General features: G+C 51.9%; 20 protein-coding genes. 4 read left to right on the plus strand and 16 right to left on the minus strand.

All coding sequences use genetic code 11. From position 1 onward, the window contains the following. Window positions 1-94: 94 nt before the first annotated feature. From MHH82_RS27280 to MHH82_RS27305, 6 genes are all read right to left on the minus strand, one after another. Window positions 95-532, minus strand: coding sequence for a signal peptidase I (locus MHH82_RS27280; protein WP_015737325.1), 438 nt, complete (start codon window positions 530-532; stop codon window positions 95-97). Beyond that, complete coding sequence (locus MHH82_RS27285) at window positions 522-803, minus strand: PqqD family protein (RefSeq protein ID WP_340968745.1); 282 nt, start codon at window positions 801-803, stop codon at window positions 522-524. The genes MHH82_RS27280 and MHH82_RS27285 overlap by 11 nt, the downstream gene beginning before the upstream one ends. Continuing rightward, window positions 800-1,591 (minus strand): hypothetical protein, encoded by a 792-nt coding sequence (locus MHH82_RS27290; protein WP_015737326.1) that lies wholly within the window; start codon window positions 1,589-1,591, stop codon window positions 800-802. Before MHH82_RS27290 ends, MHH82_RS27285 begins: the two co-directional genes overlap by 4 nt. A gap of 286 nt (window positions 1,592-1,877) precedes the next feature. Continuing rightward, window positions 1,878-2,930, minus strand: a complete 1,053-nt coding sequence (locus MHH82_RS27295) for a nucleotidyltransferase domain-containing protein (protein WP_340968748.1) — start codon at window positions 2,928-2,930, stop codon at window positions 1,878-1,880. Further along, window positions 2,927-3,616, minus strand: a complete 690-nt coding sequence (locus MHH82_RS27300; RefSeq protein ID WP_009590428.1) for a CpsD/CapB family tyrosine-protein kinase — start codon at window positions 3,614-3,616, stop codon at window positions 2,927-2,929. Before MHH82_RS27300 ends, MHH82_RS27295 begins: the two co-directional genes overlap by 4 nt. A 116-nt stretch (window positions 3,617-3,732) precedes the next feature. Beyond that, the gene (locus tag MHH82_RS27305) at window positions 3,733-4,143 is read right to left on the minus strand and encodes a hypothetical protein (protein ID WP_015737328.1); all 411 of its coding nucleotides are present in this window, start codon (window positions 4,141-4,143) and stop codon (window positions 3,733-3,735) included. 327 nt (window positions 4,144-4,470) lie between these two features. On the opposite strand from MHH82_RS27305, the gene MHH82_RS27310 reads away from it, so the two are divergent. After that, complete coding sequence (locus MHH82_RS27310; RefSeq protein ID WP_009590422.1) at window positions 4,471-4,839, plus strand: helix-turn-helix domain-containing protein; 369 nt, start codon at window positions 4,471-4,473, stop codon at window positions 4,837-4,839. Between the two features lie 97 nt (window positions 4,840-4,936). Here MHH82_RS27310 and MHH82_RS27315 read toward each other — a convergent pair whose 3' ends face one another. The 4 genes from MHH82_RS27315 to MHH82_RS27330 all read right to left on the minus strand — a co-directional run bounded on the left by MHH82_RS27315 (window position 4,937) and on the right by MHH82_RS27330 (window position 13,856). Beyond that, a complete protein-coding gene (locus MHH82_RS27315; protein WP_015737329.1) occupies window positions 4,937-5,083 on the minus strand; it encodes a hypothetical protein in 147 nt (48 codons plus the stop codon). 303 nt (window positions 5,084-5,386) lie between these two features. Further along, the gene (gene gltB / locus MHH82_RS27320; protein ID WP_340968752.1) at window positions 5,387-9,982 is read right to left on the minus strand and encodes a glutamate synthase large subunit; all 4,596 of its coding nucleotides are present in this window, start codon (window positions 9,980-9,982) and stop codon (window positions 5,387-5,389) included. A gap of 812 nt (window positions 9,983-10,794) precedes the next feature. Next, window positions 10,795-13,062 (minus strand): YhgE/Pip domain-containing protein, encoded by a 2,268-nt coding sequence (locus MHH82_RS27325; RefSeq protein WP_251498483.1) that lies wholly within the window; start codon window positions 13,060-13,062, stop codon window positions 10,795-10,797. A gap of 212 nt (window positions 13,063-13,274) precedes the next feature. Next, entirely contained in the window at window positions 13,275-13,856 is a 582-nt protein-coding gene (locus MHH82_RS27330; RefSeq protein WP_015737333.1) for a TetR/AcrR family transcriptional regulator, read from the minus strand. A 326-nt stretch (window positions 13,857-14,182) separates the two neighbouring features. Between MHH82_RS27330 and MHH82_RS27335 the strand changes: the two genes are divergently transcribed. Then, entirely contained in the window at window positions 14,183-15,358 is a 1,176-nt protein-coding gene (locus MHH82_RS27335) for an MGDG synthase family glycosyltransferase (protein ID WP_340968755.1), read from the plus strand. A gap of 97 nt (window positions 15,359-15,455) precedes the next feature. Here MHH82_RS27335 and MHH82_RS27340 read toward each other — a convergent pair whose 3' ends face one another. From MHH82_RS27340 to thpR, 3 genes are all read right to left on the minus strand, one after another. Further along, window positions 15,456-16,139, minus strand: a complete 684-nt coding sequence (locus MHH82_RS27340; RefSeq protein ID WP_015737335.1) for a metal-dependent hydrolase — start codon at window positions 16,137-16,139, stop codon at window positions 15,456-15,458. Window positions 16,140-16,181: 42 nt separating this feature from the next. Continuing rightward, the gene (locus MHH82_RS27345) at window positions 16,182-17,078 is read right to left on the minus strand and encodes a cell wall hydrolase (protein ID WP_145040643.1); all 897 of its coding nucleotides are present in this window, start codon (window positions 17,076-17,078) and stop codon (window positions 16,182-16,184) included. 97 nt (window positions 17,079-17,175) lie between these two features. Then, window positions 17,176-17,757 carry an RNA 2',3'-cyclic phosphodiesterase gene (gene thpR, locus MHH82_RS27350; protein ID WP_340968758.1) on the minus strand — a complete coding sequence of 194 codons (582 nt, stop codon included), beginning with the start codon at window positions 17,755-17,757 and terminating at the stop codon, window positions 17,176-17,178. Window positions 17,758-18,055: 298 nt separating this feature from the next. Here thpR and MHH82_RS27355 point away from each other — a divergent pair, with 298 nt between their 5' ends. Further along, window positions 18,056-19,009 carry a D-2-hydroxyacid dehydrogenase gene (locus tag MHH82_RS27355; protein WP_340968759.1) on the plus strand — a complete coding sequence of 318 codons (954 nt, stop codon included), beginning with the start codon at window positions 18,056-18,058 and terminating at the stop codon, window positions 19,007-19,009. Window positions 19,010-19,164: 155 nt separating this feature from the next. After that, window positions 19,165-19,476, plus strand: coding sequence for an MGMT family protein (locus MHH82_RS27360; protein ID WP_015737339.1), 312 nt, complete (start codon window positions 19,165-19,167; stop codon window positions 19,474-19,476). A gap of 13 nt (window positions 19,477-19,489) precedes the next feature. Here MHH82_RS27360 and MHH82_RS27365 read toward each other — a convergent pair whose 3' ends face one another. From MHH82_RS27365 to MHH82_RS27375, 3 genes are read right to left on the minus strand one after another with little or no spacing between them, the layout of a single operon-like run. Continuing rightward, window positions 19,490-20,470, minus strand: coding sequence for a TRM11 family SAM-dependent methyltransferase (locus MHH82_RS27365; RefSeq protein WP_145040647.1), 981 nt, complete (start codon window positions 20,468-20,470; stop codon window positions 19,490-19,492). 39 nt (window positions 20,471-20,509) lie between these two features. Next, window positions 20,510-21,451 carry an LLM class flavin-dependent oxidoreductase gene (locus MHH82_RS27370; RefSeq protein ID WP_145040649.1) on the minus strand — a complete coding sequence of 314 codons (942 nt, stop codon included), beginning with the start codon at window positions 21,449-21,451 and terminating at the stop codon, window positions 20,510-20,512. Between the two features lie 24 nt (window positions 21,452-21,475). Next, window positions 21,476-22,891, minus strand: a complete 1,416-nt coding sequence (locus tag MHH82_RS27375; protein ID WP_015737342.1) for a deoxyguanosinetriphosphate triphosphohydrolase family protein — start codon at window positions 22,889-22,891, stop codon at window positions 21,476-21,478. Window positions 22,892-23,209: the final 318 nt, after the last annotated feature.

A 23,209-nucleotide genomic window follows, 5' to 3' on the forward strand; every position in this document is an offset into this window, starting at 1 on the left:
TTAGCCAGGGCGTCTGTTTGCCATGCGTTTCCAATCGTTCCGAAATCCTCGATCCTCGTTTTCGTAATATCCTCATATCATCACATCTTTCTATTTAAAGCCTTCTTAACGACAAATACCGCCTTACCATCTTTGGCCACAGCGGTATGTTGAGCGTTATCCAGGTTAGAATCGACAATTTCCAATGATCGGCAGGAATCCAACCCTTCCTTTTATAAGTTCCGGTAAACCGTCCCAAGATTTGTTCTTTCCGTACCGGCTCATCCGGGACAATGTTGGTGTCCCCTTTAAATATGTATCGTTTCAAGCTGCCTTCGCCATGAATGTCATGAAGCCGATGACAGACGAGGCTTCCCGCTCCTGTAACAAAGAGATAGACTTCACCGATTCTGGCTTCCTCATGATTGAGCTTTTCAAAAGAACTTAGCTCCCCCTCCACCATGAAGGGGTACATGCTGCGCCCCAAGGAGGGAAGTTGGATCCCCCCGCGTCTTTCCATCCATTCGTTGGCGATTCTGGCCTCATCCAGCATACGTCAGAAGGCCGCTGCCCAACAGTTCTTCAATAAATGGTTTTACGTCCTGCTCAGCAGTATGACGGTCAATGTCATACTCCTCCGCAATTTTTCCAATGATTCCTTCCATGTGCCCATATTCCGGGATGATGCTCCAGATATACCCCCCGAGTTCATTCAGCTTGGTTGCCACATGCTCCTTCATGTTCAGCAGTATCCATTCGTTTCCGATCATTTCGCTTTCAACATGCTCGTTTCTTATCAGCAGCCTCGTTTGTGTTTGGCTCATGAAATCCTCTCCCAAAACGTATCATTTTTCTGAAAATAGAGCTGATAGGAAGGTACTTGCTGCACTACCTTCTTGCATAAAGCAATCATATTTCTTGTTTCCTCAGGATCATGACGCCAATAAAACACCTTATCCAGCATTAGCGCGAATCCATCCAACGGCGTTATGGACACACGCTCCACTTCAGGGGATTGAATAATGTAATGGATGCCGGATAATTCGGCTTCCTCAAGTTCACAGGGATTCTCCATCTCGCTGCGAAATGGAGAATCGAACACGGTTACACGTCCGTTTTCTTCTATGTACAGAAACGTAGCTTCATCAGATAAAATCGGACGGGGACGCGACAGCTCAGCGACAGTCGACTTACCTGCACCGGATTGGCCTGCGAACATCCACGCTTTGCCGTCTTGAACCACACAAGAGGAATGGATCAGCAGTCCGCGCTCTCCATGGATTAGCCATGAGCTGTACAAATTAATTAATGCATGCTTCAGGGCAAACTCGTCATAGACATGGATTTCCGCCGAACTGTAATCCCGGGATGAAATCATATGATAATCACAGCGTTTGAAGTTAATTAGATGTTCGGATACAGAAATCTGGACAGGTCCATCATCAAATGGCTCTCCGTACCCACCTCGAATACGAACATACAAATCAGCCTGAGGATCCTGACCAGAAATGGCGGATACCCTAAATCGCTTGGCGACAAATTCGGCTATCCGTTTCGATTCGGTTTTAAAGGACACCCGGGACTTTCCGACTATTGCCGTTGCTACATACATATGATCAACCTCGACTTCCACCTATAATAATTCAATTCCAGCGAAGCGCTTTATGGAACGATGAACAAAGGAATGTATAAATACTACCAAATAGGGTTTCCGCCGCCGCCCGGGTTGCTGGGACGAGTCGTGCCAAACTCCACTTTGCCCTGTGCCAAAATTTTTGGAGCCTCGTAGGTCTTTTTCATACTTAACACCTCCTTCTTGAGCATTAGTTTATGATACAATTTGTATCATGTCAACTAGATAATGCTACATATCACAACCAATAAATAGTAACAATATCCTATCTGAAAATTTCACGTTTTCTTATCCACAGCAGCGGCAAATTCCAAATAAGGAATCCTACCTGGGACCATCGCTGCCTCCAAGTATCATGGATCGTGAAGGCGGTCATCATTCTGAACCATGAGTAACTAAAGCCCTTGCGACCCTGCATAACTTTACGCGCCTTTTCAAGGTTCCATCCTGGATATTTAAACTTGTATGAAAGCAGCGGCAGCGGCCATCGTGCCTGAAGATGCGGGAACATGCTGTAAACCAGATTCAAAGCGATCCATACCTTCGAGAGATTTCGATCCGCAGCGGCCATATCCAACAGTTTCGCGTAATCCAGCCTTGTATCAAGGGAATGTATAAGCGTTGCAATGTCAACAAAGTATTTCATCGACATCATGTGATGGTTCATGCCGTGCAGACAAATATGGTAAAAGGTGTGCAACGGGCTTAGCTCGTAAATGTAATTAAAATCGCTCATCACGCAAGCTTCGTCCCACAAACGTGACACATCCGTAGCCGTAAAATCCTCTCTGCTGATATTCCAATGCAATTCAATGGTTAGCGAGGGAAAATTATCGTTATCCAATGATTTGACGTATTCTTCATGAAAATGTGTAGCATCGCCCGCTGCTTTAACAAATCCAGCATTCGTCAACAGCGTGGCGGCTCGATGCAAGTCCTCCTTGCCCACAAGCAGGTCGATATCTGTTGTGCCGCGTGCTGCGAGACCGCCAAAATAGCGTTCTGCAAGCAGCGTTCCCTTGAGAGGGATCGCTTCTATACAGGACGCTTCGAAGGTCTGCAGGATCTTTTTGAGCTCGATTTTTATAAAAAGGTTCTGTAAGAGTACGGTATTTGCATCAGAGCTTAATTTGCGCCGGAATTTTTCCGGGATTTGAAGAAGAAGTTGTTTTCGCTCAAGCCCTGAGAAAACCTGGGGCCCGATATCAAACAATTCGACATCTTCCATCAGTTTGTCATATTGAGATTCACTCAGGGAAGGAAGCCTCCCCTGGTACAACTCATCCAGAAACATAACCAGAATGTCGCGGTTCTTCATTTCAACCACTTACTACCGTAATAAAGCTGCTCTGCTTCATTTTCTCTGATCGTTATATTGTTAAGCACTACCCCAAGAAGATGGGCCTTAACATGCTCAAGTTGAGTTTTGGCTTTTCTCACCTGGGATTTCTTCACCTTCCCACCCAGTACAACCAAAACGACGCCATCGCATAAAGCACTGACAATAAGCGCATCGCTCACTGCCAATATGGGAGGGGTATCAAACAAAATCATGTCGTAGCGTTGCTTAAGATCGTGAACTAACATTTGCATGTTGTGGGAACCTAGCATTTCGGAAGGGTTGTATGGAATAGAGCCGGAAGTTATGACGGAGAGATTCGTAACCGCCGTCGGCCGAATGACGTCTTCAACATCTACCTGCTGGGCCAAGACATTGGTCAATCCGGTATCGTTCGAAACGCCGAATACGTGATGCAGTGAGGGTTTGCGCAAATCCGCTTCAATCAACAGCACATTTTTGCCTTCATGCGCATAGGCGACGGCCAAGTTGCTAACTGTGGTTGTTTTGCCTTCGTTCATTTGAGCCGAGCCAACCATGATCACCCTAACCTGTTTGTCATGAACGGAAAATTGAATGTTCGTCCTTAGCCCCCGATACGATTCCGCTGCCGGAGATTTCGGGTTAATGACGGTAACCAGAGGATTTTTGTATTTTCTCGCCATTTAACTCACCTGCCTATTAAAATAGTCCGATCCCTGTGAAAAGAGTGAGCGGATTTAAGGTAAAAGAACTAATGACCAAGCATCTTAAATATAGTAAAATGTCTGTATCTAGTTTGTTACTGTATGATTAGCTTTTTATTATATTGGCCTGGCGAACGATATATGTAATTTTGATAAACGGCATGGCTAAACGCCACATGACTGCTTATCATCCGGTTAAGCATGCCCGTTATCCGTGCTTTTTGATCACGATCCGTACATATTTGAACCTGATACAACCGATAATCATGCAATGGCTCTTGAGTCTGTATCCTCCCATAAACCTGAATATGATCAAACATGTCATCGATTTCATAACGCAGCTTTATCTTGGGACTCATGGGGATATCCCAGGGACACAGGAAAACAAGCTTCTCCGGACCCAGCTCGATCGGCGTCACATCGTGGCTTCTGCCGTGCAGGCTCAGGGGACCAATCTCCATGACTCTAATCCCTACCTTAATAAGATGCTTCGTTTCGCTTGACATCAGGAATTTAATTCTCCTTTATTTCTATAAATTCTGGTATGGGACATTTTATCGATGGATAAAATGATACTAAGTGTCACTTAAAAATGATAACAGATACAAATTGTATCGTTTTATTTTCCAATTTTACGATACATATCGTATCGAGTCAATAGAAAAATCGTCATTTTCTACCTTCCGTGTGTAAATTTAGGATGTTGCGTAATTTTACGATCCTCTCATCACCCAACCGTGACTTTACGTACATTAAGCTGCTTTATATAGAATCGACGCATTTTTCTAATCACACCATCAGGTATGCCAAGCAATTGAAAGGGGGATCAAAGCATGAACTACGGAGAACGAATTGCAGAACTACGTGAACAGCGCGGGTGGACTCAAGAAGAACTCGCTACCTCTGTCGGCATTACTCGTGCTGCACTATCCCATTACGAAAAAAACCGGCGCAAGCCGGATTTTGAAACATTGACCCGCCTGGCAGACCTCTTTGACGTATCCATAGACTATCTGATCGGGAGAACAACATTGGAGAAATCGGTGCTTGACCCGGAGGTTCGCTCATTTGTGGACGGACTTGAGCTTTCGGACCAGGATTTGCTGGAGCGGTTCAATCTCACGGTGGATGGCCGCAAGTTAACCGAAGAGGAAGCCAAAAGATTTATTGCTTTTGTTCGCATGGAACGCTCCATGAAATAATGCAGATCATGAAGATGGAAATCCCCGTTACTCACTATGTCCAACATAGCGGTATCGGGGATTTTCACTAGAGTCATGTTTAGCAATGACAAATGTATTAATCGTTATGAGTTTCCTCCATTTGCAGCCATTTATCAGGATGGATTCCCAATTGAGTCATGAGCTTATTGATGTCGATGTTCGTCTTCTGCTGGTCAAGCCGCTGCTCGGTGCTTCCGGAGCCTCTCTCCTTGTCCACACTCATTTCTTCAACTACCTCGCTTATCTATAGTTTCATCTCCATCCCTGCTGCATGAACACGATGATAACGCATATCTTCCCAACAACTTACTTACCAATATTATAACGAATGAAATCACATGATGCTGTCGTCTTGTGGAGCCTTTGTCCTATGCTTCCGGTTCTAATTTTGTCGAATTTTCTTTTGGTGAATCCTGTCATCACCATAGAAGATTCTTAAACCCTTGTAATTTATTTATATATGAAGAAAAACCACATTGCATTCATTAAAGAATACAATGTGGTTTCCCGTCATACGTTTTGGATTCTAGTTCCCTGTACGTGCCAGCTCTTTCATATTCGCCTCGAAGGCGGCGAGGAGCGCTGCTTCCCCCGTCAGGCCTTGATCTTGTACCTTCTCGATATGCAGCAGCATGCGTTTGTAATCCTTCGGAATGATACGGACAAAGCGGCTGAGCGCTTGATCCCAGTCTCCCAGAATTTGCTGTGCCGGCACGCTGCCGGTATACTGCTCATGCTGCCGGACAAGACGGTGGAGGGCTTCCGCTTCCGTTCCATCCTCGACGCGTTCCAGAAGCACCATCTCCAGATTGCAGCGATCCACGAAGGTTCCCTCAGGATCATAGACGTAGGCTATGCCGCCGGACATCCCGGCCGCGAAGTTGCGTCCGGTTTCCCCGAGAACGACCACCCGGCCGCCGGTCATATATTCGCAACCATGATCGCCGACGCCTTCGACGACGATGCTCGCGCCCGAATTACGTACGGCAAAACGCTCGCCGGCAATGCCTCTTACATAGGCTTCTCCGCCTGTAGCCCCATAGAATGCGGTATTCCCCGCAATAATGTTCTCCTCGGCTTTGAAGGTTGCTTTAGGTGAAGGCTTTACGATCAGCTTTCCGCCGGAAAGGCCTTTACCGATATAATCGTTGGCATCCCCTTCAACCGTCAACGTCATCCCTTTCGGCACAAATGCGCCGAAGCTCTGCCCTGCGGAACCCACGAAGGCGAATTGAATGGTGTCTTCCGGCAATCCGGCAGCACCATACTTGCGCGTGACTTCGCTTCCCAGGATGGTTCCCACGGCACGGTCCACGTTCGTGATCGGGAAGGTGCCCTTCACCGCAGCTCCCGATTCCAATGCCGGCGCCGCGGTGCCCAGCAGCGAACGCATATCCAGCGTCTGTTCCAGACCATGATTCTGTCTTTGGGTACGGTAGCGCGTGCTGCCCTCCGGCAGCTCCGGCGTATACAGCAATGCCGAAATATCCACGCCTTTCTTCTTCCAGTGATGTTCCGCTTTGACGGCATCCAGGCAATCCGTACGACCAATCATCTCGTTAATGGTACGGAAGCCAAGCTCAGCCATCAGCTCGCGCATGTCTTGAGCGACAAAGCGCATAAAGTTGGCGACATGCTCCGGATCTCCCGTAAAGTTCTTGCGCAGCTCCGGATTCTGTGTGGCCACGCCAACCGGGCAGGTGTCCATTTGGCAGACGCGCATCATAATGCATCCGACGGCAATCAATGGTGCCGTTGAGAATCCATACTCTTCGGCTCCTAGAAGTGCCGCCACCACCAAATCGCGCCCGTTCAGCATTTTGCCGTCGGTCTCCAGCACCACGCGGTCACGCAGATTGTTCATGATGAGGGTTTGATGGGTCTCGGCAAGCCCAAGCTCCCAAGGCATGCCTGCATGACGGATGGAGCCTTGCGGCGAAGCACCCGTGCCGCCATCGTAACCGCTGATCAGGATGATGTCCGCGCGGCCCTTCGCAACGCCTGCGGCAATCGTGCCTACGCCCACTTCGGATACGAGCTTCACGTTGATATCCGCACGCGGATTGGAATTTTTCAGGTCATAGATCAGCTCCGCCAAATCCTCGATGGAGTAAATATCATGATGCGGCGGCGGCGAGATCAGCCCTACGCCCGGCGTCGAACCGCGGACCTCGGCCACCCAAGGGTATACCTTGCGGCCCGGCAGCTGTCCGCCTTCACCCGGCTTCGCTCCCTGCGCCATCTTGATCTGGATTTCGTCCGCATTCACCAGGTAATTGGAGGTGACGCCGAAACGTCCCGACGCCACCTGCTTGATGGCACTTCGGCGGGAATCGCCGTTGGCATCCGGAATGAAGCGGGCCGGATCCTCTCCGCCTTCACCCGTGTTGCTCTTACCGCCGATGCGGTTCATCCCGATCGCGAGGCTTTCATGCGCTTCCTTGCTGATGGAGCCAAAGGACATCGCGCCCGTTTTGAATCGGCGCATGATGGACTCCGCGGATTCAACCTCATCGAGCGGCACCGGTTTGCCGGCCGGCTTGATTTTGAGCAGGGCGCGAAGCGTCAGATGCTGCTCATTCTCACCCTGCACGAGCTCGGCGTACTTCTTGTAAGTTGCGTAGTCATTGGTCCGGACGGCCTGCTGCAGCAAATGGATGGTTCTCGGATTGAACAAATGCTCTTCCCCGTCCGCTCTCCATTGGTATTCGCCGGCTGAATCCAGCGCTTTATCGTTGCCGTCCTTATCGGTAAAGGCACGCTCGTGATGGGCCAGCGTTTCCCTGGCCACTTCCTCCAGGCCGATGCCGCCGATGCGGGACGGAGTCCGCGTGAAGTAGCTCTCCACGAAATCTTCCTTCAGGCCGACGGCTTCAAAGATTTGTGCGCCGCGATAGGACTGAATCGTGGAGATCCCCATCTTCGACAACACTTTCACGACGCTTTTGCTTGCCGCTTTAATGTAATTTTTCACAGCCTTCTCATGCGAGATGCCGCGAAGCATGCCTTCCTGAATCATGTCGTCCAGCGTTTCGAACGCAAGATACGGGTTGACCGCGCTCACGCCGTAACCGAGCAGCAGAGCGTAATGATGGACTTCGCGAGGTTCGCCGGATTCAAGCAGGATCGCCACCTTGGTCCGAGTTCCCTGAGAAATCAGGTGATGATGGAGCGACGAAACGGCTAGCAGCGAAGGAATCGCCGCATTGTCCTTATCCACGCCGCGGTCGGACAGGATCAGGATGTTATGCCCCTTGGCGATGACTCGATCCGCGGCTTCGCAGAGGGTGTCGATCGCCTTGCGAAGCCCTTCGGCTCCTTCGGCCGCCGGGAAGAAAATCGGAATCGTCATGGACTTGAAGCCCGGACGGCGGACATGGCGCAGCTTCGCAAACTCTTCGTTGGACAGCACCGGCGAATCCAGGCGGATGTGGCGGCAGCTTTCCGGTTCCGGCTTCAGCAGATTGCGCTCCGGGCCGATCGTCGTCGCCGTCGAAGTGACCAGCTCCTCGCGGATCGCATCGATCGGCGGATTCGTTACTTGGGCGAACATCTGCTTGAAGTAGTTGAACAGCCGCTGCGGGCGGTCGGACAGCACTGCAAGCGGTGCGTCATATCCCATGGAAGCGATCGCTTCCGCGCCGGTGATCGCCATCGGCTCGATCACTTTGCGCAGTTCCTCGTACGTGTAGCCGAACGCTTGTTGGAGCTGACGCACATTCTCATGCTTCGGATCCGGAAGTTCCGGCGCATCAGGAAGATCATGCAGCTCTACCAGATGCTCATCCAGCCATTCGGAATATGGAAGCTCCGCCGCGATGCTGGCTTTGACTTCCTCGTCGGAAATGATGCGGCCTTCCTTCGTGTCGACAAGCAGCATGCGTCCAGGACGCAAGCGATCCTTGTACAGCACATTTTCCGGCGCAACGTCCAGAACGCCAGCTTCGGAGGACAGGATAATCAGATCATCCTTCGTTACGTAATAACGGGATGGGCGCAGCCCGTTCCGGTCCAGGGTGGCGCCGATCTGAACGCCGTCCGTGAATGCCATCGCCGCTGGTCCGTCCCATGGCTCCATCAGCGTGCTGTGGTATTCGTAGAATGCTTTTTTGGTCTTATCCATGCTCTCATGGTTGCTCCACGGCTCGGGAACCATCATCATGGCCACGTGCGGCAGGGAACGACCGCTGAGGTACAGGAATTCAAATGTATTATCGAACATCCCGGTATCGGATCCGTCCGGGTTGATGACAGGTTTCACCTTCTCCAAATCGCTTCCGAACAGCTCATGCTCGAACATGGACTGGCGCGCGTGCATCCAGTTTACATTTCCGCGCAGCGTATTGATTTCGCCGTTGTGAATCATGAAACGGTACGGATGCGCACGTTCCCAGCTCGGGAACGTATTCGTGCTGAAACGGGAGTGAATGAGCGCTATCGCCGATTCCAAGCCCTCATCCTGCAGGTCCAGGTAAAATTCCCCCACCTGCTCCGTCGTCAACATGCCTTTATATACGATTTTTCGGCAGGAGAGGCTGGATACGTAGAAGCTGTCGCCTTCGGGCTTGCCGCTGTAACGGATCGCCAGCTCGGCGCGGCGGCGGATGACATACAGCTTGCGCTCGAACGAGAGATCATCCTGAATGTCGGCGCTGCGTCCGATGAACACTTGGCGGACATACGGCTTTGCCGCTTTTGCGGACTTGCCCAGCATTTCATCATGGGTAGGTACATCGCGGAAGCCAAGCAGGGTCTGGCCTTCTTCGGCAATAATCGAAGCCAACTGCTCCTCATGTGCCGAACGGACGGCAGGATCATGGGAAAGGAACAGCATGCCTGCACCGTAATGCCCGGCTTCGGGAAGCTCAAAGCCCAGTTTCGCCGCTTCGGCAGCAAAGAAGGAATGAGGAATCTGCAACATGATTCCCGCACCGTCGCCGGAGTTCGGCTCGCTGCCCTGACCGCCGCGATGCTCCATATTGGCAAGCATGGTCAGCGCGCTGCTGACGATTTCATGGGATGGCTTACCCTTGATATGGGCAACGAAACCCATACCGCAAGCATCTTTTTCGAACTGCGGATCATAGAGGCCCTGTTTCTGGGGAAAATCAGTATGTTTCATAAGATGCAACCTTTCTTTTTATAGAATAAAATGCTGCTGATCAATAACAGAAAACATAAAGTGCGTGTTCAAAAAGGTCGGTTTTCAGCACCGAGAAGATTGGATGAAGCTAGGGACTGAGGAGTGGAGCGTACGTTTTGGTACGTGAGCACCGGAAGGCCCGGCTGAATTCAAGATTCGATGTCGAGTGGCTTCCTGATTCACTTCGTGATCAAAAGCGGACTTTTTGAACAACCTCGTAAAGGTTGGACATCAATCCTCTCCTGCAGTGGAGACACTGTCTTGAGGCGATGCAGTATTGTGCAAAAGCGACAAGGGTTAACATTTACCTAACACGTAAGATTAATTAGTTCTATATATTTTATCACCGTCATACAATGCAGGCAATTCAAAGTTTTTATGAATTTGATAAGAATTGTTTTTGTGAGAGTAATCACAAAAGTTAGTTAAATATTATGTAGAATAGTGCAAAAAAACATGCAAATAGAACATTCCGAACAAGCGGTTTTCATCACTTTTTTCGTAATTCGTTATCATATCGCTCCGCTTTGGCCGCTCACTCCTCTCTCCGGCAGTGAAGCCGTGATCATCCTGACCATCCATCCTATATAAAATGAAGCTCCTTCATGATCGGTTCTCGGGAGTATTTCCAGCAGCAGGTTGAGGGGGGCCGATGAACCTTGACGCAACCATACCCGGTATCGCGTCGATGATCGCCACGTTATATCGGCTCATCAAAAAAAGGACCTCCCCTGGATCTGTTCGATCCTCCGGGAAAGTCCTTTTCCTTACATATTATATAGAAGCTCTTCTTACGCAGTCACCGCTGTATCGGCGTCTGCTGCTTGCTTGTTGTTTCGGATTGCCAGGAAGTACACCGCGGTCAACACTAGGAACACCAGACCGAATCCGACCAGTACGCCCACGTTGGCCCACATGCCGTCGAAGCTTCCCGTGGAAATGACGTCTTTGTAGCCTTTTACGCTGTAGGTCATCGGCAGCAGCGGATTCAAAGCCTTCATCCAGTTCGGAATCAGCTCTACCGGGAACGTGCCCGCGCTCGTTGTCAATTGAAGGATCAGGATTACGATGACGACGAAGCGTCCAGGCTGATCCAGCCATGTGACGAACATTTGCACCAGGAACATGAACGACAAGCTGGTAATGATGGAGAAGAGATAGAAGAGCGGAACGCTCTGAACCTCAAGCTTCAATCCGTACAGCATGACAACCGAAGCCAACAGCGCTTGAATCAATCCCATGCCGGCAAAGGACAGCGTACGGCTGACAAACCGGTTCCAGCCCGATGCGTTCGGTACCGATGCCTCACGGATCGGCAGAATAATCGTGCAGAGCAAGGCTCCGACAAACAAGCCGAGCGACAGGAAGTATGGCGCGAATCCGGTACCGTAGTTCGGTACTTCGTTCACTTTATGCTCATCTACCTGAACCGGTCCGGCAAACATCGTGACCGTTTCGTCGGTGGTTTGGATACCGCCAGTCTTGTCGGCAGCCTCGTTCAGCTTGCCTGCAAGCTCCCCGCTGCCTTCCTTCAATTCGTTCATACCGTTAACCAGCTCGCCAGCCCCGGAATCCAGCTGTTTCGAGCCGTCAGCGAGGGTCGTTACGCCGCTTCCCAGCTTGCCGGCTCCGCCTGCCAGCTGCTGCGTGCCTTGCGACAGGGCGGCCGCGCCGCTGGCAAGCTCCTTGCCGCCGGCTGCCGCTTCGCTCAGCTTCGTGCCGAACAGCTTCATGCCGTCGGCCAATTGGTTTTGGCCGGCGTTCAGCTGTTTGGCGCCGGCCAGCAGCTCTTGGCCGCCCGCGGCGAGCTGTTTGCCGCCGTCAGCGAGCTGGTTCGCGCCGGCGCTCAGCTTGCCTGCGCCTTCCTGCAGCTGCTGCGTGCCTTGGTTCAGCTCCGCTGCGCCTTGCGCCAGCTGCTTCTGACCGGCATTCAGCTCACTCGTGCCGGAGGCGACGGACTGGCTCGCGGCCAGCAGCTTCTGAACCTCCGGACTTTGCGCCAGCTCCGGATTGCCTTCGGCCAGCTGCTTCAGGCCGTCCGCAACGGCCTTTGCGCCTTGCTCCAGCGCAGCCGTGGCTTCCAGCGATTGATTCAGGCCGGCCTTCAGGCTGCCGCTGCCATCATGAGCGCTCTTCGCTCCCGCGGCAAGCTGGGCTGCCCCTGCCTGGTTGGCTTGCAGGCCTTCATTCAAGGCCGTGCTGCCGGCTGCGGCCGATTCAATGCCGGCCTGCAGCTTGGCGCCGCCCTTGCCGGCCTCTTCAGCCCCTGCTTGCAGCTGGCTGTGAGCCGCCTTAAGCTGATCCAGGCCGGAGGCGAGGGAGCCCGCTCCCGTGTTCAGCTTGCCGGCACCGCTATTCAGCTCCTGCACGCCCTGCGTCAATGGCGCGATGCCGTCTTGCAGCTCCTGCGTGCCGCTGACGAGTTTAGCCAGGTTCTCTTTGAGCTTCACTGCGCCGTCGTCCAGCTTCACGGCACCTTCGGACAGCTTCGTGGCGCCGTCCCCCGCTTCGCTTAGGCCGTCAGATACTTTGGCCACTTGGTCGAACAGGGTTTCCGTGTAGGCTTCCGTCACTTTCGCCGACACCTTGGACTGAATCTGCTTCACGGCAGATCCGCCGATCTGTGCCGCAAGAAAGTTGTAGCCTTCGTTCGGCTCGAAGACGATTTGCGCAGGCTGCGGATGTTCATCCATTAACGTTGTCGCCTGCTGCGAGAAATTTTCCGGAATGCTGATGGTCATGTAGTATTTGTTATCCTGCATGCCCTGCTCAGCTTCACTCCGGTTAACGAACTGCCAATTAAAATCTTTTCCCTTCTTCAGCTCGGCCACCAAATCCTCGCCGGCGTGAAGCGTCTTTCCTTCAAAAACAGCGCCCTGGTCGTTATTGACGACCGCTACGGGCAAATCCTCCATCTTTCCGTACGGGTCCCAGAAGGCCCCGAGGAACATACCGCTGTACATGACCGGTATGAACAGCACCGCGATGATCGGAATCAATATTTTTTTATTCCGAACGGCGGCACCAAGATCTTTGGCAAACACAGATAATGACTTCATCCAGTCTCTCTCCTTTTTTTCTTTAGATACAGCAGTTAACCAGCCGACATGAATCTGCTCTTACGGCAAATCACATCTTCATTCCAGTACACAATGACCAATATGCTCATTTGGTCAGTTTAGACCAAAAAAAACGATCCCTGGCAAGGAAGGCGATCCCTCAAGCCAAGAGAGTCCGCCTTCCTCATCACGAAGGAGATTGCATCTTCCTCTTACGAGGAGGCTTTGAGCCCGTCAGCCAAGAACACCATCATATATTCCTTGATCTGTTCCTTGCTGAGCGGCTTGTGAAGCTGATTGAAGTCGGTCGTGAGCGCAACGTACAGCTTCAGCATCACAAAGGATACCACCTGAGCATCCAGCGGCTTGATCTCACCGATCGAAATGGCATTCTCCACGATTCCCTTGAGATACCCGACGATTCCGTTCTCCACTTTCGTCAATCCCTCATGCGCCTTAGGCGTGCCGATGTCCCGAACTTCCTGCGACAGCTTGATGAACAGCTCATGCTCGCTTCGGAATTCAAGCAGCGCATCCAGCACCCGGTAGAGATTGTCAAAGAAATCCCTGTCCTTCCGTATCTCCCGTTCGGCCAGACGTTTCATCTCCATGATGGCCGATAGCAGGATCTCGTCGAACAGCTCATCCTTATTCGTGAAAAACGTGTAGATCGTGCCTTTCCCAACATTTGCAATCTTCGCCACCTGTTCCATCGTCGTCGCTTTGTATCCGAACAAAGCAAACGACTTGGAGGCAGCATCTAGCACCTGCTTCCGTCGGTCCACAGCTGGCATGCTTACCCCTCCTTCTACGATCTTCTTTTGATTGGCCTTTTCTTTCGAAACTGACCAAAATACAATTCTGGTCATTCGGTCAAAAATCACTTTACCAGATTATCGGATGCGTTGCAATATCTTTCGTTAAATTTTTTTGAAAATGCGGATGCAGGGTTCAAATCTTATCATAACGTCTAATGAAAGAAAAAGTCCGCCGGTAAAATAATTGAAATGCTTTTCCCTTTTGCGCGTATACTTAGGATGCATACTCTTTTTTTTCGCGCCGCTCTTCAAAAAATGATTCCTGTTTTGTAAGATAGAGGGAGAAAGAAGTAGGTGAAACCATGCGATATACAAGAGTGCTCCTCTTCTCAGAGGGTTTCGGCACAGGACATACGCAAGCGGCGTATGCGCTGGCTGAAGGTATACAGCGGATGAATCCCCGCATCCACTGCCGCGTCATTGAACTTGGCAATTTTTTGAATCCCACCGTGGGGCCGTTAATTTTGTCCGCTTATCGAAAAACCGTCAGCACCCGGCCGCGCCTTGTCGGCATGCTGTACCGTTCGCAATATAAGAAATCGTTAAACCGTCTGACGCGGCTCGCGCTGCATCGGATTTTCTATGCGCAGGCCCAGCGGGTCATCGAGGAGCTGAAACCGGATCTGATCATATGCACCCACCCGTTTCCCAACGCCGTGGTCTCCCGTCTGAAGCGCCAGGGGCTTGATGTTCCGCTCTATACGCTGATTACCGACTATGATGCGCACGGCACCTGGGTCAATCCGGAAGTTGATGAATATCTCGTATCGACGCCTCATGTGAAAAAGATGCTCATGCTGCGGGAGATTAAGCCGGAATTCATCCATGTGACCGGCATTCCGGTGCATCCGAAGTTCTGGGAAAGAGGCAGCCGGGTTGCGCTGCAGGCCGAGCTTGAATTAAAGAACATGCCCACCGTGCTGATCATGGGAGGCGGATGGGGGCTCGTATTCAACAAGGAGCTGCTCAGCAAGCTGGCCGCCAGGGCCGATGATATCCAGCTGGTCTTCTGTATGGGACAGAACGATAAGCTGGTTGCCAGCATGCGCGAAGATCCGATCTTCCAGCATCCCAACATTCATGTTCTCGGTTATCGGGACGATATACATAAACTGATGGACGTGTCCGATCTTCTCATTACGAAGCCCGGAGGGATGACATGCACGGAAGGAGCCGCCAAGGGAATTCCGATGCTGTTCTATGAGCCTATCCCGGGACAGGAAGAAGTGAATTCCCACTTCTTTGTCAGCGAAGGCTACGGGGAAATTCTCGACTCCCCTGCCGTGATCGACAAGTGGCTGAACCTGCTGTCCGATCATTATGACCAGGTGGAGAAGAAGCGTAACGGAGCGGTCCGGCAGCGCACGCCTCATCTGGAGCCCGACCACTGCGCCGGCCAGGTGATGGGATTGCTGACCGAAGGACGCATACCCGTTTATCCCGAAGATGCCGTCAAAATATTGGCGGACCAGCCCTAATATGCATCCTGTTCCAAGAACGCGCTTATGCACTTATCCTCTACCAAAAAGCTTCCCTGTCCTATGTACAGGGAAGCTTTTTTAAGTATAAATCGATCTATATTTCCAGCGTTTCTCCTGCTTTCAACGGATGACCCTGAATGCCCGTTTGGGCCAGTTCGTCGCAGAAGGCCCTTGCATCCTGTTTAATGCCCGGGAACGTGTCATAGTGCACTGGGATGACATGCTTCGCACGAATCCACTGTGCGGCCAGCAGGGCGTCCTGCGGGCCCATCGTCAACATATCCCCGATCGGCAGCGCGGCTGCATCGATGTTGTTCATCTCTCCGATCAGGCGCATATCGCCAAACAAACTTGTGTCGCCAGCATGATAGAACGTTTTTCCGCCCATGGTCAGAATGACGCCTCCAGGCTGCCCCGCATAGATCCAGGTATCCCCCACCGAGATGGAGGAAGAATGAAAGGCCGGGGTAAACTTCACCTTAAAACCGTCGAACTGCGCGCTTCCGCCGATATTCATTCCATGGGATTTGGCTCCCTGCTGGCCGCAATACACGGCGAGCTCGTACACGGCAATAATCGGACAATCATTCTGCTTCGCAATTTCGATGCAGTCGCCAAAGTGGTCGGAGTGCCCATGCGTCAGAACCACTGCATCCACTTTCACGTCACTGGGTTCGATGCCGGAACCCGGATTACCGGACAGCAACGGGTCGATGATGACACGAACGCCGCCTTCTTCCACCAATATGCTGGAATGGCCATAATACGTAATATTCATGGTTAAACACACCTCCTACATCCTAGTTTACCCTTATGGGCACTACTTGTAAAAAGAGTGATTTCCTATTTTTTTAACAAAAGTCCTGGAATGATGCACCGTGAGATCCTGAGCCAGCTTCAAAGACAGGAAGAAGTACGTATCGTCCTTCACCTCTTTTTGGCCATGAAGCGCCGCATTCACGGACTTAATCGTCTCTTCGTTCGGCTGGACACGTTTAAGACGCCCGTTCGCTACAGGACTAAATTGATGCTTTTGATAGATGACATCGGTAATCGTATCGGGAAAATTGGCTGACCGCAGCCGGTTTAAGACAACGTTGGCAACTGCCACCTTGCCTTCGTACGGTTCGCCTTCCGCCTCTGCCATGACAATCTTCTGGAGCAGAAGCAGTTCTTCAGCTGACAAATCATAGGTCCAGGTCGCTTTGTCTTTTTGGTCCTGGGTTAACGTATTTGTTCTTGTGAAGAATAAAGTTGTGGGGGGTGATAGGCTTTCCGCCTTGGATTTGACGACATGAGTCCCCTTTTGTTTTGCCGGTTTCCCGTCCGCAGCCTGAGATTTGGTTGCTTTCTTCTTCTCATCTGCAGTCTTCAATGATGCTTTCGAGTTGATATTCCCGGAGGCTAAACCAATGCCTTTTGCGTTTGAAAAAGCATGAACCTTGCTCCCCGGCTTATTCCACTCTTGGAAAACAATTGAAGACAAAATGTTGACAGGTTCCCTATCCTGCTGCCTATTCTCAGCTTTAACGTAGTGATCAGGGTCGCCTTCCGGAACCGGAGCAGCCGTTACAAATTTGGGCATGTCCTGCTTTGGCTCTTTCCCTTCCGTCGTTTTCGATTGCATTCCAAGCAAACTTATAAGAGACAAACTCACAAAGAGCGCTCCGATGAGCAGCGCAACCCAGCGATTTTGCCGTAGCACTTTCATAACCATATTTTTCCTCCTATGATGTCGGCACATTTCTACACTATGTAACCACATTTTTAGGCGTTGAAAACATGGTAATTTTATGAACATTCTATTTTCAATTTCAAAAAATGGTCGAAAGCCGCGCCACACCTACGGTTTCGTACATCGGGCTCGCCTGTAAATTTGTTCGAAAAAGAACCATTTCTAGCACGTCCCACTGGATAGGTTCGGGTCCTTTTCCGATAACATCCATAGAAAATGTTTGATTTCCTTGAAATTTCCGGCCAACCGTAATATGCGGTCGAAAGGGACGCTCCTCCGGTACGAATCCGAAAGATTCCATCCGCGACACGACCGATTGCTGCAGTTCAGCGAGCGCATTCAGATTCCCGCCGACCCCAGCCCATAGAATCCTTGGGGAGCCGCTTGCCCCGAACACGCCGGCATCATAAAGACTGAGCTTGAAGGGCTTGCGTTCCTTGGCTACCTCCTGGAGCGCACCGGTAAGCTCCGCTATGCGATGAGAGGGCGTATCGCCCAGAAACTGTAAGGTAATGTGATAATCCTGCGGATGAACCCATTTTTTGAAATTGGCTTGCTTCCTCAATGTTTCCGTCCAATCCTGTATCCGGGAGGAGACCTCCGATGGCAGACGCACGGCAACAAACAAACGATCCATAGCTCCCTCAGCCGAATGGCTCAACTACGACACTTCCTTCCAATCATCTTTTATCGCTAGCAGTCTAAGCACTGCCACCATGTTTTCCTGGTTCGTTTATAGTTTGAGCAAGAACATCTGAAAATAGTATGAGGGGTACATCAAATTCGCCTAAAAATATGATGAAGCTTCAATTTACCATAAATCGGACAATAATTCATGTACAAATTTACCAATCGCGTCCGTTCGTTCATGCGCAGAGCGATGATTTCTGATAATATGTTCCCTAAGAGATTTTCGCTATGATTCTGGTTGAACATCATATTCCTTAGGAGGTAGTACCATGCCGAACATCGTGGCCATACACGACTTAACCGCCGAGCAGCAGCAAAAAATCAAGGAGATTGCCCCCGACTATGACCTGTTGGTGACAAAAGCGAAAGAGTTGACGGGAAGCATCGTTCGGAATGCCGAGATCATGATCGGCTGGTCACGCTCCATGCAGGACGAGGTATTGTCCGCCGACAGCAAACTCAAATGGATTCAAGCCTGGTCGGCCGGGGTGGATAAAATGCCGCTCCGTGAACTAGAGGAAAAAGGCATTCAGTTGACCAACGCCAGCGGCGTACATAGCGTTCCGATCACGGAGCATATTTTTGCGATGATCCTGGCCTTCAACCGCAACCTTCATCTCGCGATCCGTCAGCAGTCGAACAACAAGTGGGATACATCCGGCACGTTCACGGAATTGGCCGGCAAAACCATCGTCATCGTCGGCGTCGGCCAAATCGGCAGCCATACGGCACGGGTCGCCCAGGCGTTCGGCATGCGGACCGTCGGGGTCCGCAACTCCGGCAAGTCCGATCCTAACGTAGAATCGATGTATAAGGTCGATCAGCTCGATGAAGCACTGGCGCAAGGCGATTACATCGTCAATATCCTGCCGCTGACCGATGAAACCCGCGGACTGTTCAATACGGCAAGATTCTCGGCGATGAAGGACTCCGCCTTCTTCGTGAACGTAGGCCGCGGCCAGACCGTGGTCACTGACGACATGGTCCAAGCGCTGCAATCCGGAGCTTTGGCAGGCGCGGGTCTGGATGTCTTCGAGGAAGAGCCTCTTCCTGCGGACCATCCGCTGTGGAACCTGGACAACGTCATCATGACGCCTCACATGGCAGGCGATACGGATCGATACGGCGAGCGTGCCGTGGATATTTTCCTGGAGAATTTAAAGCGCTACGTCAACGGGGAGCCGTTGTCCCGCAATGTGGTCGATTACAGCAAGTCGTACTAAGACCAGGCAACAAAGTCGTGAAGCACTACTTCGTACCGGGATTCACCCGTTGAAATGGTTTAAGGATCCTGTCAAAAAAAGGAACGTCCCGAGGTTTTCCTTGCCTGTCGGGACGCCCTTTTTATTTATATGGAAAATGGAGTGAGCACACATAAATGCAGCCGTTTACAAAACGCGTCATTGAAGTGATTCAGAGCATTCCGGAAGGATACGTGATGACTTATGGACAAGTGGCCAGACTGGCCGGCAGCCCAAGGGGCGCCCGGCAGGTCGTCAGAATACTTCACACCCTCAGTCATATTCACAAGCTGCCGTGGCATCGGGTCATCAACGCCAAAGGAGAAATCGCGATCCAAGACGATGAGTCCAGGCTCATGCAGGAGCTGTATCTGCAGGACGAAGGCGTTGCCGTCAATCACAAAGGCATCATTGATTTGGAGAAGTATCGATATGATCCTGCCGAATAAATCGGGTAGCCGTTTATTCGCACAGCCAAATATCCCTTACAAAGCTCCCCTTGCGGGTCGTGCAATGAGAAAGCACCTTCCACCCCGTGTCCGTCAGCTGCTCTCTTAGCGGCTCCGTACTGACGATGACAGCACGATCTGACAAGCGGCGTAAGCTTTTCAGCATCCGCAACTGCTCATCCTCTGGAAAGACGGAACACAGATTATACGGCAAATCCAGTACAGCGGCATCATAATGTCCATGCAGCGTGTTCATGTCCTGGACGGCAACTTTATTGTCATCATAACCGTAGTGCCGGAGATTCACCCTCGCTCCGCGAACCGCGAGCGGATTGATGTCACGCCCCTCGGCCGGGATTCCCATCGAGAATGCCTCGATCAATACATTTCCCATTCCGCAGCAGGGATCCATGAGCGTGGCACCGTTTATCCGAGGCACGGCCAGATTGACCAGCGCCCTGGCCACCCTCGAGCTGAGCCCTGTCGAATAATTTTGCGGCTTCCGCTTATGCTCCAGCCAGGCACGTTCAGGCTCGTGCAATACCCCCAATCGCCAGATTCCGTTTAGGGATATCAGGCCGAGCGTGACATCCGGAGATTTCATCTGCGCCGTTCCTTCGATTCGGCCACCTACCATACGTTCGAAACCGCGCAATTGATCATAGCTGAAACGATCGCCCGCCTTAAGGCAGACGACTTTGAAGGTCGTTTGGTTAAGTCGAATGCGGCCTGCTTGCTCGGCGATGCTTTCGATGGATTCTCCAGTCATCTTGACGTCAAGGCAGGCCGATAGGAACGGGCTGCGATTCGGATCGACCCGCCGCTCGCTTTCCAGCCAGTCCGCTCCGTCAGGCCCCTGACCGAACAGCTCCGTCAGCTCCATCAAGCATAGCGCCCGCTCGGTTTCATGACAGGCATACGTATACAGATAAGATGATATATCGCTCATGGAGGACGGACCGAAGGTCATGTCATAGTCGTTCGTATTCATCATGTATTTCGTCTCTCTTCTATTATATATGTGCAGCAGTCGCTACTGCCCCATTAACAGCCGATACGATTCCAGCCGCGCACTGTAATCGCTCACGGGGGTAACGACCAGGAACTCGTCGCACCGGTATTTTTCCGCCATCATCTGCAGCTTATCTCGCACGCTTGCAGGCGTGCCGATGATTAGCCTCCGGGATGGACCGGCAGAATCGGAATCCGTCGGTTCCGAAGGAAGGGTGCTCTCCCCAGGCCGTGGAATTAACGCGGCCAGCTTCCTTGCTTGCTCCTCCGTCTCCGCGCAAATCACGCTCACCGCCACCATCGCACGCGGTTCTCTCAAATCAGCGCTTGCCTGAAAGCCTTCCCTGTAAGAACGGAGAATCTCCGTCCCGTCCGTATCGCTCATAAACTGTCCGAATACATAGCCCGTCCCGAATTCGGCTGCATACCCGGCACCTTTCGTATTCGTGCCCAGCATCCACAACACCGGCTGCGCTGCGGGTACCGGTTTGGCTGCCACCGGCACATCGTCGTAGCGATACCGGTCCTCCAGCAGTTCGGTCAAAGCCTGAATCCGCTGCGGCAAATCCGCCACATGCCCCAAGAAATTCCCGCTAAGCGCCATGCTCGTATGGGCCGAACCTCCCGGCGCCCGCCCGATCCCGAGATCGATGCGACCGGGATACAGCGCCGCCAGCATGCGGAAATTCTCCGCCACTTTCAGCGGGCTGTAATGGGGCAGCAGCACGGCCCCGGAACCGAGCCGGATGCGCGTTGTTCGGGCGCCGATATGGGACAGCAGGATCTCGGGCGACGCACAGGACAGGTGCTCCAGATCATGATGCTCCGCTGCCCAGTATCGCCCGTAGCCCCATTGTTCAGCAGACTGCGCCAATATCACCGCTTGCTGCAAGGCTTCTTCGAACGAGCTCTCTCCCCATCGCGGAACCAGATCAAGCACGCTCAGTTTCAATTGGCTATTCATGCAATCCCCCTTGTATCGCGGTTACTAATCCAAATCATAGATCGAACCCACCTTGAGTCCATATAACTCGTTATAGATTTTCTCGGCAAAAGCGTCCGTCATCCCTGCGATATAATCAATCACCATATGCTCCCACGTCCAGATCGGCTGGGCCCGCTTCTGATCCGCCTCATAACGCTGTAGCCAATCGGATGGAATGATCGCCGTTGAAGCGACAGGATCCAGAAAGGCATCCCACAATCGCTTGATGATCCATTCGCTGCGCTTCTGCAGGCGCTGAACCCGCAGGTCGCGAATCATGGTCACCCAGGCGAAACTTTTCAGGACGCTGACGGTACGCAGCATATCCTCGTCTTCGACGCCGTCTTTGACAAACGTGACCTTTTTCCAATCCCCGTTCGCGATCACGCCAAGGCTGCCCACAAACAGGCTGACCCAGTAGGCCTTGACCTCGCGCCGTGTACGTGAATAATCATTCTCGCAGGTCGGCATTTTTTCGTTCCATATTTTCAGAAACTCGTCCAGCACCAAATCCACCTTCGGCTGGATCTGCTCCTTGGTCCATCCCTTCCACACCTCGTCTTCCAGCGTCATGATCTTCTGCACGATCAATTTGTTGAGATGGCTGTCCCGCAGAAAGTGCTCATGCACCTCAATCTTCCCGGCTTTGATGCCATCTTCCAGATCATGCGCGGAATACGCGATGTCATCGCACAGATCCATAAGCTGCGCTTCCAGCGTTCTGTGCGTGCCAGGGATTTGCCACTCCTTCCGGATATGAGAGATGTATTCCCATTCATGCCGGTACATCCCCTTGGGATTAACCAGGCCGGAGAACGGATATTTGTTGATGCCAAGCAGCACCGCATCCGACAGGTTGAGGCCGTTTACGTTCTCTCTTTTCTCCAAAAACATGATCAGCCGGAAATTGTGCGCGTTCCCTTCAAAATGTTCATATTTGCGCCGCATGGCCTGCTGCACCTCGGCCGCCTGCTCCGGTGTCGGCGTGCCGGGCTGGCGCGTCAGTTCCTTCTCGGTCCTGCGGTCAATGAGCTTCTCCAGAATGCCCTGCAGCACCTCTTCGCCCTTATGGCCGAACGGAGGATGCCCGAAATCGTGGGCGATCGCCGCGCATTCCACCACCTCGGGATCAATCATCAGCCCTGCGTTCTCGGCCTGCTCCGGCAGCACTTCGGGATAAAGACGCGTCAGGCTCCGTGCAGCTTCTCTCGCAATCTGCGCCACCTCAAGCGAATGCGTTAAGCGCGTCCGGTAGTAATCGCCGGTGCCGGCGCCGAATACCTGCGATTTTCCTTGCAGCCTGCGGAACGTCGGCGAATGGATCAGGCGCGAATAATCCCGCTCGTATACCGCGCGTGAAGCATCCGACTTCGTTTGCTCCGGATATTGGCGATGCTCTCTAAGCTCCTTCAGTGTCATTTGTCCCACTCCTGTTTTTTTATCTATTTAGGGTCGATTCGGAATCGTTCGTTCTTTAGATTATATGCCATACGGCATCCGAAGAAAAATGTTATTCCCTTTCCGCCTGTTCCCTCATTGTATACCCGGCTCATCATATCCGTTATCGCCATGCAAGATATTTCCTGTCCGAGTCAGGTGTGGCGAAATCCAAATACACGATGCTTCATCATCCAGGAAAGCTGCTTGGAAGCAGAAGGCGCAATAAATCCTCCCATTATGCAAAAATACCAAGTACTTATAGGATTAACACAAGACCTGTGCGCACATTCTTGCTAC

It is taken from the genome of Bacillus sp. FSL K6-6540 (assembly GCF_038007545.1).